Origin of the sequence: Pseudomonas sp. NLJ1 (assembly GCF_049486705.1) — a bacterium.
Lineage (GTDB): Bacteria > Pseudomonadota > Gammaproteobacteria > Pseudomonadales > Pseudomonadaceae > Aquipseudomonas > Aquipseudomonas inefficax.
The window spans coordinates 1428641-1444125 of record NZ_CP137735.1; the positions used below are offsets into that span (position 1 = coordinate 1428641).

Below are 15485 nucleotides of genomic sequence, written 5' to 3' on the forward strand. Positions count from 1 at the left end.
GAGGCACGGCCATGAACTGCGAACTGATTGTCGACGCCCGCAACAGCACCGGCGAAAGCCCCGTCTGGCACCCAAGCGAACAGGCCCTGTACTGGGTCGACATTCCCGCCCGCCAGCTGCACCGCTGGCAGGCGGCCGATGGCACCCACCGGGTCTGGCAAGGCGACGAGATGCTAGCCTGCATCGCCCGCAGCGGTGACGGCTGGGTGGCGGGTATGGAAAGTGGCATCTTCCAGCTGCAGGCCAAAGCAGATGGCAGCCTGGATAGCCGTTTGCTCAGCAGCGTGGAGCATGCCCAGGCTGGCATGCGCTTCAACGATGGCCGCTGCGACCGCCAGGGCCGCTTCTGGGCCGGCACCATGTTGCTGGACATGCAGCAAGGCGCGCATGTCGGCGCGCTGTACCGGCATGACGGCGAAGGTCGGCTGCACCTGCAGCAGGGCGGCATGATCGTGCCCAACGGCCTGGCCTTCAGCCCCGACGGCAAGCGCATGTATCTGTCCGATTCACACCCCGATGTGCAAAAGGTCTGGGCGTTCGACTACGACATCGACAGCGGCACCCCGCACAACCAGCGGCTGTTCGTCGACATGCGCAGCCACCCCGGCCGCCCCGACGGCGCCGCCATGGACCAGGATGGCTGCTACTGGGTCTGCGGCAACGACGCCGGGCAGATCCACCGATTCACCCCAGATGGCCGACTCGACCGCTCGCTCAGCGTGCCGGTGAAAAAGCCGGCGATGTGTGCCTTCGGCGGCGCCTGCCTCGACACCCTGTACATCACCTCGATCCGCCCCTCGGGCATCGACCTCGGCGACCAGCCACTGGCTGGCGGGGTATTTGCCCTCAACCCTGGCACCAAGGGCCTGGAGGAACCTGTCTACCGGGGCTAAGCCCCCATCCACCACCACACTTGCACGCTCGAAACCGGATAATAAAAACCACGGAGTTTCATCATGACGTTCAAACGCAAGCTGCTTCTTGCCGTTCTCCCGTTCGCCTTCAGCGTGGCCATGCCCGCCTCGGCCCTGGACATCAAGTTCGCCGAAATCCACCCCGCCGGCTACCCGACCGTGGTCGCCGAGCAGAACATGGGTAAAAAGCTCGAAGATGCCAGTAATGGCGATATCACCTTCAAGATGTTCGCGGGCGGCGTGCTGGGCTCGGAAAAGGAAGTGATCGAACAGGCGCAGGTTGGCGCCGTGCAGATGACCCGCGTCAGCCTGGGTATCGTCGGCCCGGTGGTACCGGATGTGAACGTGTTCAACATGCCGTTCGTGTTCCGCGACCATGACCACATGCGCAAGATCATCGACGGCGAGATAGGCCAGGAGATCCTCGACAAGATCACCAACTCCGACTTCAACCTGGTGGCCCTGGCCTGGATGGATGGTGGCTCGCGCAGCATCTACACCAAGAAGCCGGTGCGCAGCCTGGAAGACCTCAAGGGCATGAAGATTCGCGTGCAGGGCAACCCGCTGTTCATCGACATGATGAACGCCATGGGCGGCAATGGCATCGCCATGGACACCGGGGAAATCTTCAGCGCCCTGCAGACCGGGGTGATCGACGGCGCCGAAAACAACCCGCCAACCCTGCTCGAGCACAACCACTTCCAGAGCGCCAAGTACTACACCCTGACCGGCCACCTGATCCTGCCGGAGCCGGTGGTGATGTCCAAGACCACCTGGAACAAGCTCACCCCCGAGCAGCAGGTGCTGGTGAAGAAGGTCGCGCGTGAGGCGCAGATGGAGGAGCGCGCGCTGTGGGACGCCAAGTCCGCCGCCAGCGAAGAGAAGCTCAAGGCCGCCGGTGTCGAGTTCATCACCGTCGACAAGAAGCCGTTCTACGAAGCTACCGCTTCGGTCCGCGAAAAATACGGTGCGCAGTACGCCGACCTGATGAAACGTATCGACGCCGTCCAGTAATCGCGGCCCCTTCCTGAACGACCCCGGCAGTGCGGCGCCCGCCGCCCTGCCGCTTTGGTGATGCCGATGAAAAACCTCTTTCTACGTGCCAACGACACGCTGTACCGCGCCTGTATCTGGGTTGCCGGCCTGTCGATCCTGACCATGTCGCTGATCATTCCCTGGGGCATCTTCGCCCGCTACGTGCTCGGCACTGGCGCCAGTTGGCCGGAACCCGTGGCGATCTTGCTGATGGTGGTGTTCACCTTCGTCGGCGCAGCGGCCAGTTACCGTGCCGGGGCGCATATGGCGGTGGCGATGATCACCGACCGCCTGCCAGCGCAGCAGCGCCAACTGGTGGCGCTGCTGGTGCAACTGCTGATGATCCTGGTGTGCGTGTTCATGACCTATTACGGCAGCAAGCTGTGCATCACCACCTGGAACCAGTTTCTGGCGTCGTTGCCGGGGGTGCGGGTGGGCATGACCTACGCGCCGATCCCGGTCGGCGGCGTGCTGACTTTGGTGTTCGTGCTGGAGAAACTGCTGCTGGGCGACCAGAGCCATCGCAAGGTGGTGCGCTTCGACCAGCTGGAAGAAAACGAGGGGGCGGCATAAATGGATGCGTTCATTCTGTTGGGCAGTTTCATCGCTCTCATCCTGCTGGGCATGCCGGTGGCCTACGCCTTGGGCCTGTCGGCGCTGATCGGAGCCTGGTGGATCGACATCCCACTGCAGGCGATGATGATCCAGGTGGCCAGTGGGGTTAACAAGTTCTCGCTGCTGGCGATTCCGTTCTTCGTCCTGGCCGGCGCGATCATGGCCGAAGGCGGCATGTCACGCCGGTTGGTGGCGTTTGCCGGTGTGCTGGTGGGCTTCGTGCGCGGCGGGCTGTCGCTGGTCAACATCATGGCCTCGACCTTCTTCGGGGCGATTTCCGGCTCGTCGGTAGCCGACACCGCGTCGGTGGGTTCGGTACTGATCCCGGAGATGGAGCGCAGGGGATACCCGCGCGAGTTTTCCACCGCAGTGACCGTCAGCGGCTCGGTACAGGCGCTGCTGACCCCGCCCAGCCACAACTCGGTGCTGTACTCGCTGGCGGCAGGCGGCACGGTATCGATTGCCTCGCTGTTCATGGCCGGGGTGATGCCCGGTTTGCTGCTAAGCGCAGTGATGATGGGCCTGTGCCTGCTGTTCGCCAAGAAGCGCAATTACCCCAAGGGCGAAGTGATCCCGATGCGCCAGGCGCTGAAGATCGCCGGTGAAGCACTGTGGGGGCTGATGGCCATGGTCATCATCCTCGGTGGCATCCTCAGCGGGGTGTTCACCGCGACCGAATCGGCAGCCGTGGCGGTGGTGTGGTCGTTCTTCGTGACCATGTTCGTCTACCGCGACTACAAGTGGCGCGACCTGCCCAAGCTGATGCACCGCACGGTACGCACCATCTCGATCGTGATGATCCTGATCGGCTTCGCTGCAAGCTTTGGCTACGTGATGACGCTGATGCAGATTCCGTCGAAGATCACCACGGCGTTTCTGACCCTGTCGGACAACCGCTATGTGATCCTGATGTGCATCAACTTCATGCTATTGCTGCTGGGCACGGTCATGGACATGGCACCGCTGATCTTGATTCTTACGCCGATCCTGCTACCGGTGATAACCGGTATCGGCGTGGACCCGGTGCACTTTGGCATGATCATGCTGGTGAACCTGGGGATCGGGCTGGTAACGCCGCCGGTGGGGGCTGTGTTGTTCGTCGGCTCGGCAATTGGCAAGGTGAGCATCGAATCGACGGTGAAGGCGATGCTGCCGTTCTACCTGGCGCTGTTCCTGGTGTTGATGGCGGTAACCTACATCCCGGCCATCTCGCTGTGGCTGCCTAGCGTGGTGCTGTAACTGCACTTGCGGTCCCTGTAGGAGCGGCCTTGTGTCGCGATGGGCCGCAAAGCGGCCCCAGGATTTCGGCGTTGATGCTGATAGTGCTGGGGCCGCTTTGCGGCCCATCGCGACACAAGGCCGCTCCTACAACGACCGTGATGCGGCTGGAAAATCTATCTGCAAACGGATCCTGCACATGGCTGTCCCCTCCTCTGCTATCCCCCTGTTCCCACGCAAGCTGGCCATCGCCCTGCTGGCTTTGCTGGCCTGCTCCTTCGCCGGTAACCACATCGCCGCACGGATCGCCTTCGATGACGGCACCGGCGTGTTGCTGGCCATCCTCTGCCGCTCGGGCATCACGTTTCTGGTCCTGGCCAGCCTGCTGCTATGGCAACGCCAGGCCCTGGCCCTGCCCGCCGGCACTCGCCGCTGGCAGTTGTTGCTCGGCCTGCTGATCGCCACCCAGAGCCTGTGCCTGTACTCGGCGGTGGCGCGCATTCCGGTGGCCCTGGCGCTGCTGGTGGGCAACACCTTCCCGATGCTGCTGGCACTGCTCACCTGGGCGCTGGGTGGAGCACGCCCCACTGGCCGCACCGTGCTGTTCATGGGCCTGATCCTGTGCGGCCTGGTACTGGCGCTGGACGTGCCGGCACGCCTGGCCGACAGCAGCGATGCCAACCCGCACTGGGCGCTGGGTGTCGGCCTGGCCTTCGGCGCCGCCTGTGCCTTTGCCTGCGCCTTGTGGATCACCGACCACAAGCTGGCCGCCGTGCGCGGCCCGGTGCGCAGCCTGCTGACGCTGCTGATCGTGTTTTCCAGCATGCTGGTCGCAGGCGCAAGCGGCGTAATGCCGTCCGGCTTGTCGCTGCCGGGCAGCAGCAGCGGCTGGGCGGCGCTGGCGAGCCTGGTGGTGCTGTATGGCCTGGCCTTCACCTTGCTGTTTGTCTGCGTGCCGCGGCTGAACATGGCACAGAACGCGCCGGTCATGAACGTCGAACCTGTCGCGACCTTGCTGCTTGGCTGGGCCCTGCTCGGCCAGCAGCTGGGTACCCTGCAACTGCTCGGCGGTGCCGTGGTGGTGTGCGGCATCGTGCTGCTCACTTACCGGCGCCCCGCCTGACGCTTTTTCAAAGGAGCCTTGAATGGCTGTGACCGAACTGCACCTGCAGGACCGCCTGACCCGCCTGAGCCTGGCCCCGGAACTGGGCGCCAGCCTGGTCAACTGGCAGGTCAAGGCGACCGGGCAGGCTCTGCTGCGTCATTCCGACCACGACGCGCTGGCCAGCGGTACGCCGCGACGGCTAGCCTGCTACCCGCTGGCGCCGTGGTCCAACCGTATCGCCGAAGGCGGCTTTGCCCGGCCCGAGGGTTGGCAGGCTCTGGCGCCAAATACCGCGCATGACCCTTACCCGATTCATGGCAGCGCCTGGCAGCAGGCCTGGCAGGTGGTGCACTACAGTGAACGGCGTGCGCGACTGACGCTGGACAGTTCCGTACCGTTTGCCTACCACGCCACCCTGGATGTGCATTTGCAAGAGGGTTGCCTGAACCTGGGCCTGCATGTAACGCACCTGGAGGAATCGGCTAACTGGTATGGGCTGGGGCTGCACCCTTACTTTCCACGCTATCCCGATACCAGGCTGTATGCAGCGGCACGCAAGGTCTGGCTGGCCGAGGATGGGCGCTTGCCGTCGTACCAGGCCGAAGTACCTGAACAGTGGAGTTTTGCAACGCTGGCCAGCCTGCCCGAAACGGTGGTTGATCACGCCTTCAGTGGCTGGCCGGGGACGTGTGTGATCGAACAGCCGGGAGCCGGGTATCGGTTGGCATGTAGCGCCAGCGGGGCTGAGCACTTCTTGCTGTTCTGCCCTCAGGGGCAGGGTTTTTTCTGCTTTGAGCCGGTTAGCCACCCGGTCAATGCGCATCACCTGCCGGGGCGGCCGGGGTTGCGGTTGTTGCAGCGTGGGCAAATGATGAGCCTGGCGTTCAGGATTCAATATCGGGCTTTGTAACCGGGGTGCCCTCTGGGAGCGGTTTGAGCCGGTGCCATGCGCAGCTAGTTACTGTTCAGGCAGCCCAAAGGCTATTTCCCCTCATCAGCCGGCTCCACCCGCTGCACCACGATCTGCAGATGGTTCGCCATATCCGTCAGTATCACCTCCCCTTCCTTGTACTCCGGGGTGATCATCAGCGTGCGGACAAAATGCTCGTTGCCGCCTTCGCGCTTTTGCACGTTCTCGAACGCCACGATGATCGTGTCATTGCGCCAGTTGCTGATGTCGAAACCGCCCGCAGCAACGAATTCGCGAATGTCGCGCTCGTCATTGAAAACACTGGCAGGCAGGATCAGCAAGCGGTCCTTGAGAAACACCTCATAGTACTGTCGAGGCCCCACCGGCCAGTTCTGCTCCACCACATGCTCGATGCGCCAGTGATGGACGTTGTTCTCATAAACCACGACGCGTTCGACCTTGTGCCCGTTGCAGGCAACGAGCAAGGGCAACAGCAAAGCAGCGAACCCGCTACGCATTCGGCGCAAATTCATCCAGAAGCCTCGTTACATCAGCCAAGCCATCATTTGCCAGCTTTCGCCGCCTGGTGGTTGGCCCTGCGCGTTTCTCGGTAGCCCACCAGGCGCACGCGCATTTCCCGGTAGCGCTGGCTATTGATCACCAGCAAGGCCAGCAGCCCGAACAGCAATACCGAGACGTAGCCGCCCATGTGCGGCCGGTAAGCGTAGCTGGGCAACGCGGCCAGCACGGCCAGCCCGTTCAGGCCGACCAGCCCGCGCACGCCCCAGGCATAACCCCGCACCATGGCGATATGCGAGGCGACGCTCAGCGCCCCTGCCAGCGCCAGGACCAGCACCGACAGCGATCGGTCCGGGCTGCGCAGCCAGGTGGAGAACACCAGTGAAACACAGCCGCCAATGGCAAAGCAGGACAGCATGAACTCGGCGATGAACACGCCGAAGTAGCGGGAAAGAAATGCCTTCAGTTCCTGGCCCTGGGTCATTCGTCAACTTCCTCGTAAAGCCCCACGGCAACCGACTGCACAAAGCTACTGCTGGCAAAACCCGATAGGCCGCCTATCGAGTCCTTGATCAGGGTACGCGTGGCGTGCTGAATTTCGGTAGGGGTGAAACGCTTGATCGCGGTACCCGCCGCCTGCTTCAGCTTGAGCTGCTTGGCGGTGAGCGACGGATGCTTGATGAGCAGCAGTTCCTCGGCCAAGGCCTTGCGTTGCTGCCGGGACAGACTATGGAACAGCTCTCTCCAGCCCTTGCCGGTCGCCGCTTTGCGAGCCTGCAGGAAACGCACGGTGTTCAGGCTCGATGCACCCACACCTGCCAGCGCTACGCCGTCGAGTATGCTCATCACTGTCTGGACCGTGTCATTACTGTCGAGCCAGTCGTTCTGCCCAGGGTCGAACACTTCGTTGAATACCCGGTACCCGCCCATCATGCACTGCCCGGTACCCGCAGCTGCGGCGGCATAACCGACCGCCGTCAACACCATGCTGGCGCCGCCAGTGAAGGGTACAGCAATGGTGCCGCTGAACATGACGACCCAGCCAAGATAGGCGGAAAGGCAACCCAAACTGGCGTTCACGGCCTCTGCCATCACCTTGCGCTCACGCGCGCCGGTTTGCAGCTGGGTCATGAACTGTTCAGGCGACTTGTATGGGGGTGCCTCCTGCAGAATCACACGCTTGGGCGCAATGCTGCAGATAGGCTTGAATTCGCGCAGGACAATCACGTTGTACTGGGCATCGATATAGACAACACCAGCACCAACGATACCCGGGTCGGCATCGATAGCCCTGAACAGCTTCTGTTGGTCGACAGTCAACAGCAGCCGTTGACGGGCCATTTGCTGCTGGTAGCCGCCCAGGACGCCGGACATCAGATCGGTCACGACAACTCTCCTTGTTTCGAAAAGCCGCTGCGCCGGCCCACGCATGCCCCGTGCAGGTCAGGCGACCTGCCGAGAGCAGCACGTGCACCGGCGCAAGCGCAACGGAGCGTGGGTTACACGTTCGGGCAAGGCACCGGCGCCCAGTCACCCATGTCGGGGCTGCGGCACATCTTGTTGACCTGGTCGACGCCAGCATTGGCCACCTGCTGGGCCTCGGCTTTCTTGGTAGTGGCCTTCTGCAGGGTCTTCTCGGTGGCGACCGCCTCTTGCGGCACGTTCGTGTTCACCTTGACGGCCTGGGTCTTCTTCTTGCCGGTGGTGGCCTTCGGCGGTTCAGCCACGGTCGCTACGTCGGTACGGGCCACGCCAACCTGCTTGAGGTCCTGCTCGTAGGCCTGGGTGTAGTTGTCGAGGTTTTCCGCAACGCGGCCATTGACGGTAGCCAGCAGCTTGTTCGACTCCTGCAGGCCCGAGACGATCTCGGCCAGGCGCTTGCGCCCTTCGGTGTCGTTGATGCGGTTGGCCTTGCGGCCTTCGATCAGGCTGGTGAACTCACGCTGGTAGCAGCTTTGCGAAGCCTTGGCATAGGCCGTGGTGCGGTCCAGGTCGGCGGCGCTCTTGTCGATGTCGGTGGCGTAAGAGGCAATGCGCTGCTTGTCGTCGCTGATCTGCTTCTGGCGCTCGGTGTAGTAACCGGCCGCACCGCCCACCAGGGCACCACCCGCCGCACCGATGGCAGCGTTGCGGCCACGGTTGTCGCCATCGACCAGGGCGCCGGTCAGGGCACCGCCGAGGGCCCCGATGACGGCGCCTGTAGCAACCGAGCGGGTCATGTCACCGTCGGTGGAACGCAGGTGCTGCACGGGCTGGTAGCAGCTCGGGTAGTACTCGACCTTGGTCGTGGCACCAACCTTGGACACCGGAGAGCTGGAGCAGCCCGCCAGCAGGACAGTGCTGAAACCGGCGGCAATCAGCAGGGCGGAACGGGCATGGGTAGCCGTGAAGATGGTCTTGAACATGTCACTTTCTCACGTGGGTGGTTAAAACGGGGGGCTTCATGCCACCCCGCGGTTGGTCAGGCAGAAGCCACTACGAGGGCCGCGCGGCGGCCGATGCCAGGAGCTCCTTGAGGATCGTCGCCGGGTCGGCCCGCTGGTTCTGGCGGTACTCCCCAACGTGGCGAACGAACAGGGTCGCGCGGCTCACCAGGCTCTTGCCCAGGACCGGCTTGCGGTTGAGTTCTTCCTTGACCCGCTGGAACTGCGCCTGGATCACCGCATCGGTGTAGCGCGTACCACTGGCCAGGTTGTCGATGTAGATCGCCACGGCGCCATCGAGCGCGGCGCGGCCGTTGGTGATGGCTGCGGCGTACATGCGCACGGTGGTCTGGTCACCACGCGCCTTGGCCTCGGCCTGGGTGGTGCGCAGGTTGGTCAGGCGGATGTTGTAGTTGTTGATGGTCTCGGCCACCAGCGCGGCGGACTGGATCAGGTTGCCGGCAGCCTCTTCGCGCTGGCGGCCGATCAGCGAAACGCTGCGCTTGAGCTCTTCGTTGACCAGCCCCAGCTCGGCCTGCTGGCGCGGGTCGGCGGTGGCGGCGATGATGCTGTCCAGGCGCTTGGTCGGATCCTGCGCGGCATCGATGTCGTCGGTCAGGCTGGCCAGGCGCCCTACCTTCTGCCACTGCTCGAACAGCTCCTGGTAACGCGAACGGGGCGCCGACAGGGCGCCGATGGCCACCCGGAAGCCCGTGGTCTCGTTGCGCTGCTCGGTACCGTCAGCGCCGAACAGCGGGTACTCGCGGCGCATGCCGGTGAACAGCGTGCCCTCGCCTTCCAGGTAGTTGCCACCCTTGACCACGAAGCCGCCATAGGCGCCTTGCAAGCGGCCGGCATGTACCAGCTGGAACGACTCCTGAACCATTTCGGCAGCATTGCCGATCACATCGAACAGCCCCAGCGGGTTCGGCAGCCGGGTACCGATCGGCATCAGCCGTGCGGCCTGCCCGGTGCCGCCCGCCACCTGGTTGAATACCGCCCAGTCGCCGAGCGGCCCGTCGCTGTCACTACCCTGGACCTTGCGCGGGAACAGGCGCCCTTCCAGTTCCTGGCGGCTCACCGCAGAACCGCCACGGGCAGCGAACTCCCACTCCACTTCGGTAGGCAGGCGCACAAAACCGACCCCGCCGTCCTCGGCCTTGCTGCCCCGGCCACTGACCGGCAGCAGGTCGCGGTGATACTTGAGCAACCAGGCGCTATAGACCGCGGCAAAGCGCTCGGCTTCGAAGCGCGACAGCTTGACTTTGGGCAGACGCCCCGCCGCCGTGGTATCGGGCTGGCAGGCCGGCGCCGGCTCGCCGCTGGCCAGCGACTGGGCCTGAGCCATCACTTGGGCATACTGCCGGGCGGTGACCTCGTACTTGCCAATGAAATACATCATCGGCTTGAGCGGGCCTGCCTGGTCGAGCTTGGGCAAGCTGGGGGCGACGGCCTTCTGCCAATCGGCAGAAAGGTCCTGAAGGCTGAACTGGCCATTGATGAAGTCACGCCGATAACCGGAAATGAACGACTGCTGGTAGCCGGCCTCGCCCTCGCTGAACGGGTAGCCGAGGTTGACCTCGCGGTCGTCCAGGCTGCCCTGGGCCAGCACGTAGACGCTGCGCAGCACCAGCTCGCCGCCGCACGGCAGCGGCAGGCTGACGTCGCCCGGCAAGGGCTTGGGGTTGTCCAGCTTGCTGGTGTCGACCGCCTGTGCCGGGGCGCTGGCGGCAGCGGCGTTGACCGGCTTGGCAGGCGGCTCGTCGGCGCCCGGCGAACAGGCCGCCAGGCCCAGCGTTGTCAGAAGCAGAGCCGTAGCCCCGAGGCGATATTCAGACATCACGGATTCCTTGACTGGCGTCGATGCGCGTCACCCGCCAGCCACCCAGGGCAGCAGCGGCTGTGCTGGCCAGCAGCACCGCGGACAACGCAACGAAGTAATGCATTGGCAACAGATGGCTGGCGTATTCGCCAGGCACCTGCGTGAAGATCCGGTTGAGGCCCTGCTCGGCCAGCAGGTACAGGCCGCCGGCAACTGCGGCCGCCAGTACGCCGCTGTACAGCGCCTGCAGCACCACGAACAGCAGCAGCGCGGCCGTGCCGAACCCCAGCAGGCGCAGCACCGCCAGCTCACGCTGCTTGCGCTGTACCGCCGCGACCGCGCCAGCGGCGACGGCGGCCACGGCACCGGCCACGGCCAGGCTGGTGATGATCCAGAACACCAGGTCGAGGTTGCGGCTGAGCGCCTGCACCTGGGCGATCTGCGCCGCCTGGGTCGACACCAGCCACTTGCGTTCGGCGAAATAGGCGCGCAGCGGCTCGACATCGGCCAGCTCCTTGGCATACAGGCGAAACGCCGGGTACACCCGCCGGGCATCGCTGCCTGCGGCATTGCCCGGCCAGCCCAGTGCTGGCACGCCGCGCCCGTCGCGGTAGTCTTCGACCGCCTCGAGCAGGGCCAGGGAGGCGAACAGGCCATCGCGTTCGAACGCCGCCAGCGGCAGCACCGCAGCCACCTGCAGGCGGGTCTGGCGCCATTGCAGGTGCCCGGCCTGCTGCCGGCTGAAGCTGGCCTGCAGTTCATCACCGGCCGCGGCACCGAGCTTTTCGGCGGCGGTAAAGCTCAATACCACCTGCTGCAGCCCCTGCGGCGGCGCCACCTGTTGCAACAACGGGTCGCCGGCAGCAGTCGGCAGCATCTCGGCCGTCACCGCACGCCCGCGTGCCGGCAGCAACAGCTCGGCGGTAGCGGCGATCTGCCGGGTACGGGCGATGGCGAAGGCAACGTCCGGTCGCTGCGCCAGCTCATGGATGAAATCGGCGCGGAACCGACCACCGCCCAGCGGCACGATCTCGCGCACCGCCGGGTCGCGTTGCAGGCGCTCGGTCAGGCTGCCGACCAGGCCGAACTTGAGCCCGAACAGCACCAGCAAGGGCGCGATCACCGCGACCAGCGCCAGCACGCTGCACGCCGACAGCCGCGCATCGTTGCGGTAGTCCTGCCAGGCCAGGCCGGCGATCAGCCACGGGCGCATCAGACCGCCTGCGCCAAAGTGGCGGTGACGCCGCCGTCGGCATCGCGCCGGCAGGCCATGCGCAGCACGCTCAACCCGGCCCGGCGCGCCAGCGCTTCGTCATGGGTGGCGAGCACGCAGGTCACCTGGCGCGCCTGTGCCTCGCGCAGCAGCAACTGCATGACCCGCTCGGCGTTCACCGGGTCCAGCGCCGCAGTAGGCTCATCGGCCAGCAACAAGGCCGGCGCATGCGCCAGGGCCCGGGCGCAGCTGACCCGCTGACGTTGCCCCAGCGACAACGCGGCAGGCTTCTTGGCCAGCTGGTCATGCACGTCCAGCGCCTCGGCCAGGCGTTCGACGCTGCCGTCCTCGCCCAGCCCCAACAGCTGCCGTGGCAGGCGGATATTGCCACGCACATCGAGGAAGCCGAGCAATCCGCCAGCCTGCAGCACGTAGCCCAGCTGCCGGCTGCGCAGCGCCGCCAACTGGTCGAGGCGGCGCTGGCGCCACAGGCCAGCCACATCGGTGCCGGCGAAGACGAAGCCCTCGGCAGCATCCGGCGCCAGCACCAGCGCCAACAGGTCGAGCAAGGTACTCTTGCCGCAGCCGCTGGGGCCGACCAGCGCCACCCGCGCGCCCGCCGCCAGCTGCAGCTGGTCGACCTGCAGGCTGTAGCGCTGGGCGCCCTGCCCGCGCGTCTTGCGCACCCCGTGCAGGCTGATCATCACGGCAGCGTCGACAACGGGACACGGTACAGGGCATCGCCCGGCTCGGCCTTGCCGAAGCGCACCCAGTTGGCCATGTCGTTGTGGAAGGTTTCGTACAGGCGGATCTTCGAGTCCAGCTCGTCGATGAAATCCTCCTGTTCGGCCACCGACAGCGACAGCCACAGGTCCTCGGTCATGCTCAGGGACTTGCTGCGGTACGGCAAGCCTTCGAGGTATTCGCCCAGCACCCCGCCCTGGGCCAGGTTGGCCCCCTTGCGCAGGGCACCCGGATCGCGGCTCATGTAGGCGCTGGCGCTGGCGATCTCGTTGAAGAAATCCCCCGGCGAACTGCGGGTCTTGCGCGCGGCGTCGACAATCAGCTTCAGCGACTGCTGCAGGTCATTGAGCTGCAACTTGGTCAGCATCACGCACACCTGCAGGCTCGGTAACGCCGGGTTGGCCAGGTCATGGTCGGCAGCCCAGGCGCTGACCAGTTGCGGCGCCTGGCTGGCGCCGTTACGGCCGAGGAAGTCCATGTGCATGGCATAACCGATCGCCTGGGACTTCGCCGCCAGGCTCGCGCCCGAGCTCAACTGGGGCAATGGCTGTGGCTGCTGTTCACGCACCTGGTGCACCAGCTGGGCGAACGTCGAGCCGATCTCGCGCACGCGCTCGCCAAAGGCGCCCACATCGCCGCCCGGCACGCCCACGTACAGGTCACCGATCTGCGGGTTGCTGTCGGCGGTAAGCACGCGGTACTGGCTTTCGGCAGCGCCATGGTTTTTCACACCGGCCGGGGTGCGCAGGTGCAGGGCGTAGATCCTGATCTGCTTGCTCAACGCAGCCTGGCGCACCTCGGCCTCGTTCATCTGCGTGCTGCTGTAAGGGTCGTTCTTGCGCAGGGCACCGGCATCGCTGACCAGCAGCACGATACGCCCGCCATAGCCCGACCAGTCCATGCCTTCCACGGCTTGCATCACGCCGGCAAAGGCATCTTCGTTGAACGAATGGCTGGAGACGCTGGTGGCCTTGACCTGCGCGGCAGCCTTGAGGAAGCGCGCCGGGTCGCGGCCCTCCTCCAGGCTGACCAGGGTCTTGCTCAGGTAGTCCAGGCCCGGGGTGCGCTTGACGCTGTTGCGAAAGCCCACCAGGCCGAAGCTGACATTGTCCAGCTCGCCCTGCGCGGCCAGTTGCGCCTGCAGTTCGCTGACCACCTGGCGCACGCGGTCGATGTAGGGTTGCATCGACACCGACGTGTCGACCACCAGGACGATACCGGTACGGAAGCGGTTGTCCGCCGCCACGGCCGCACCGGCAGCCGTGGCCGCCTGGCTGCGAACGCTGCTGCCGGGGTCGATAGAGGCGACGTTGAGCAACTGCACCGGCTGGCCGTCGGCGCCAAAGCTCTCGCGGTAGTCGAAGATCGGCATCAGGTAGAACTGGTTCTGCGGCACCGCGCTGGCGGCCGGTTCCAGGGCCAGCACCTGGGGCACCTGGTCGGGCTCGTTCTGCGCCTTGAGCAAGTCGGCGCGGGCCTTGCCGGTGTCATCGAGCAACTGCTGCAGGTCATCGGCCTGGCGCATGAACATCACCGGTGAACGGCCGGAACGCTCGGTGAACTTCAGCACCAGGCTTTGCTTCCAGTCGCTGGTTTGTGCCGCCGGCAACCAGCCGTCGCGCTGGCCGCTGCTGGAGGCGCCAACCTCCAGCCATGGCTGGCCGTCGATGTCCTTGCGCTGGTACACGTACAACACCGAAAACGCCGGCAGGGGCTCACCCGCGCTATCACCGGGCCTGGCCAGCAGTTGCGCTTCGGGCTTGCTCAGCACGCGCTGGAACAGGGTTTTCTTGCCCGGCATCAGCAATGGCCGGCCGTCCTCGCTGGCAGCCAGAGGCGGCGTAGCTGGCGTCTGTGGCTCGCTCGCGGCTTGCGCCAGGGGTGGCTGCGAAGCCGATTGGTCGTTATCAGCGGGCCACCACAACCAGGTCGCCCCCAGGCCCAGCGCCGCAGCGATGGCCACGGCCAGCAGGGCTTTGGCCGGTTTGCCGGTACTGGCCTTCGCTGGCACGCTCGGTTGCGGCCGGGTCGGCTCGGGTTCAGGCGCGGGGCTGGCGACCGGCTCAGCCACGGCGTGCGGGATCTCGATGGATACCGGCATCAGTCCGCCCAGGTCAGCCTTGCCCGGCATCGCGACCGGCAACGGCCGGATCACGGTGCTGTCCTGGTCATCGACAGGCAAGCGATCCAGTGCGGCCAGCAACGCGGCAGCATCGGCGAAGCGTTGATCGGGGTCCTTGGCCAGCAGCCCGCGCAGGATGCTCTGGTAGCGCCCATGCTCGATGGGCAGCTCCGGCAGTGGCTCGGTCAGGTGGGCCAGTGCGGTCGACAACGCATCGGTGCCACGGTAGGGCAACTCGCCGACAAGGATCTCGTACAGCACCACCCCAAGCGCATACAGGTCGGCGCGGCCGTCGATGTCCATGCCTCGCGCCTGCTCAGGGCTCATGTAGCTGGGGGTGCCGACGGCGAAGCCAGCCTGGGTGAACTGGGTGCGGTCGTCCAGCGACTTGGCGATGCCGAAGTCCGAGAGCACCGCCGTGCCGTCGGCGCGGAACAGGATGTTGGCCGGTTTCACGTCGCGGTGCACCAGCCCCTGGTCGTGGGCATACCCCAGCGCCTGGGCGATCTGCCGTACGTACAGCAAGCCCTGCTCGGGCGTAAGCCCGGCGGCGATGCGCTCCTTGAGGGTGCCGCTGGGCAGGTACTCCATGGCCATGTAGTACAGCTCGCCGACGTTGCCGATGTCATGGATGGTGGCGATGTGCGGGTGCGACAGCCGCGCCAGGGTGCGTCCTTCGCGCAGGAAGCGCTCGCAGAAGGTAGGGTCGGCGGCCAGGCTCGCGGCCATCACCTTCAACGCCACCTTGCGCTGCAGCGAGCGCTGGGTGGCCAGGTAGACACTGGCCATGGCGCCCTGGCCAATCTCGCTGTCGATGTCGAATCCGGGGATCTGCATGTTCGGGG

At 65.5% G+C, this 15485-nt stretch carries 14 protein-coding genes; 6 read left to right on the top strand and 8 right to left on the bottom strand.

Features of this window, described 5'->3' with window-relative positions:
• Positions 1 to 11 precede the first annotated feature (11 nt).
• From R9B85_RS06355 to R9B85_RS06380, 6 genes are all read left to right on the top strand, one after another.
• Positions 12 to 893 (top strand): glucurono-1,5-lactonase, encoded by an 882-nt coding sequence (locus R9B85_RS06355; protein WP_112253458.1) that lies wholly within the window; start codon positions 12 to 14, stop codon positions 891 to 893.
• A gap of 63 nt (positions 894 to 956) precedes the next feature.
• Complete coding sequence (locus R9B85_RS06360) at positions 957 to 1928, top strand: TRAP transporter substrate-binding protein (protein ID WP_112253457.1); 972 nt, start codon at positions 957 to 959, stop codon at positions 1926 to 1928.
• A 66-nt stretch (positions 1929 to 1994) separates the two neighbouring features.
• Positions 1995 to 2522: a TRAP transporter small permease gene (locus R9B85_RS06365; protein WP_112253456.1), complete on the top strand. Its 528-nt coding sequence runs from the start codon at positions 1995 to 1997 to the stop codon at positions 2520 to 2522.
• Positions 2523 to 3803, top strand: a complete 1281-nt coding sequence (locus tag R9B85_RS06370; RefSeq protein WP_112253455.1) for a TRAP transporter large permease — start codon at positions 2523 to 2525, stop codon at positions 3801 to 3803.
• 178 nt (positions 3804 to 3981) lie between these two features.
• Positions 3982 to 4905: an EamA family transporter gene (locus tag R9B85_RS06375; protein WP_112253454.1), complete on the top strand. Its 924-nt coding sequence runs from the start codon at positions 3982 to 3984 to the stop codon at positions 4903 to 4905.
• 22 nt (positions 4906 to 4927) lie between these two features.
• Positions 4928 to 5797: an aldose 1-epimerase gene (locus tag R9B85_RS06380; protein ID WP_423770909.1), complete on the top strand. Its 870-nt coding sequence runs from the start codon at positions 4928 to 4930 to the stop codon at positions 5795 to 5797.
• A gap of 71 nt (positions 5798 to 5868) precedes the next feature.
• Here the strand turns inward: R9B85_RS06380 and R9B85_RS06385 are convergent, their stop codons facing one another.
• From R9B85_RS06385 to R9B85_RS06420, 8 genes are all read right to left on the bottom strand, one after another.
• Positions 5869 to 6330, bottom strand: coding sequence for a hypothetical protein (locus R9B85_RS06385; protein WP_112253452.1), 462 nt, complete (start codon positions 6328 to 6330; stop codon positions 5869 to 5871).
• 29 nt (positions 6331 to 6359) lie between these two features.
• A complete protein-coding gene (locus R9B85_RS06390) occupies positions 6360 to 6800 on the bottom strand; it encodes a hypothetical protein (RefSeq protein ID WP_112253451.1) in 441 nt (146 codons plus the stop codon).
• Positions 6797 to 7690, bottom strand: a complete 894-nt coding sequence (locus R9B85_RS06395; RefSeq protein WP_112253476.1) for an NAD synthetase — start codon at positions 7688 to 7690, stop codon at positions 6797 to 6799. The genes R9B85_RS06390 and R9B85_RS06395 overlap by 4 nt, the downstream gene beginning before the upstream one ends.
• Positions 7691 to 7815: 125 nt before the next feature.
• Positions 7816 to 8721, bottom strand: a complete 906-nt coding sequence (gene tagQ, locus R9B85_RS06400) for a type VI secretion system-associated lipoprotein TagQ (RefSeq protein ID WP_112253450.1) — start codon at positions 8719 to 8721, stop codon at positions 7816 to 7818.
• 70 nt (positions 8722 to 8791) lie between these two features.
• A complete protein-coding gene (locus R9B85_RS06405) occupies positions 8792 to 10579 on the bottom strand; it encodes a formylglycine-generating enzyme family protein (RefSeq protein ID WP_207879258.1) in 1788 nt (595 codons plus the stop codon).
• Positions 10572 to 11774 (bottom strand): FtsX-like permease family protein, encoded by a 1203-nt coding sequence (locus R9B85_RS06410; protein WP_112253448.1) that lies wholly within the window; start codon positions 11772 to 11774, stop codon positions 10572 to 10574. The genes R9B85_RS06405 and R9B85_RS06410 overlap by 8 nt, the downstream gene beginning before the upstream one ends.
• A complete protein-coding gene (locus R9B85_RS06415; protein WP_112253447.1) occupies positions 11774 to 12478 on the bottom strand; it encodes an ATP-binding cassette domain-containing protein in 705 nt (234 codons plus the stop codon). The genes R9B85_RS06410 and R9B85_RS06415 overlap by 1 nt, the downstream gene beginning before the upstream one ends.
• Positions 12478 to 15477: a serine/threonine-protein kinase gene (locus R9B85_RS06420; RefSeq protein ID WP_313856102.1), complete on the bottom strand. Its 3000-nt coding sequence runs from the start codon at positions 15475 to 15477 to the stop codon at positions 12478 to 12480. Before R9B85_RS06420 ends, R9B85_RS06415 begins: the two co-directional genes overlap by 1 nt.
• Between the last annotated feature and the right edge of the window lie 8 nt (positions 15478 to 15485).

Excerpts from the sequence above, each read along its gene's own strand:
- R9B85_RS06355 (WP_112253458.1), top strand. The coding sequence starts at position 12 with ATGAACTGCGAACTGATTGTCGACGCCCGCAACAGCACCGGCGAAAGC.
- R9B85_RS06360 (WP_112253457.1), top strand. The coding sequence starts at position 957 with ATGACGTTCAAACGCAAGCTGCTTCTTGCCGTTCTCCCGTTCGCCTTC.
- R9B85_RS06365 (WP_112253456.1), top strand. The coding sequence starts at position 1,995 with ATGAAAAACCTCTTTCTACGTGCCAACGACACGCTGTACCGCGCCTGT.
- R9B85_RS06370 (WP_112253455.1), top strand. The coding sequence starts at position 2,523 with ATGGATGCGTTCATTCTGTTGGGCAGTTTCATCGCTCTCATCCTGCTG.
- R9B85_RS06375 (WP_112253454.1), top strand. The coding sequence starts at position 3,982 with ATGGCTGTCCCCTCCTCTGCTATCCCCCTGTTCCCACGCAAGCTGGCC.
- R9B85_RS06380 (WP_423770909.1), top strand. The coding sequence starts at position 4,928 with ATGGCTGTGACCGAACTGCACCTGCAGGACCGCCTGACCCGCCTGAGC.
- R9B85_RS06385 (WP_112253452.1), bottom strand. The coding sequence starts at position 6,330 with ATGAATTTGCGCCGAATGCGTAGCGGGTTCGCTGCTTTGCTGTTGCCC.
- R9B85_RS06390 (WP_112253451.1), bottom strand. The coding sequence starts at position 6,800 with ATGACCCAGGGCCAGGAACTGAAGGCATTTCTTTCCCGCTACTTCGGC.
- R9B85_RS06395 (WP_112253476.1), bottom strand. The coding sequence starts at position 7,690 with ATGTCCGGCGTCCTGGGCGGCTACCAGCAGCAAATGGCCCGTCAACGG.
- tagQ (WP_112253450.1), bottom strand. The coding sequence starts at position 8,721 with ATGTTCAAGACCATCTTCACGGCTACCCATGCCCGTTCCGCCCTGCTG.
- R9B85_RS06405 (WP_207879258.1), bottom strand. The coding sequence starts at position 10,579 with ATGTCTGAATATCGCCTCGGGGCTACGGCTCTGCTTCTGACAACGCTG.
- R9B85_RS06410 (WP_112253448.1), bottom strand. The coding sequence starts at position 11,774 with ATGCGCCCGTGGCTGATCGCCGGCCTGGCCTGGCAGGACTACCGCAAC.
- R9B85_RS06415 (WP_112253447.1), bottom strand. The coding sequence starts at position 12,478 with ATGATCAGCCTGCACGGGGTGCGCAAGACGCGCGGGCAGGGCGCCCAG.
- R9B85_RS06420 (WP_313856102.1), bottom strand. The coding sequence starts at position 15,477 with ATGCAGATCCCCGGATTCGACATCGACAGCGAGATTGGCCAGGGCGCC.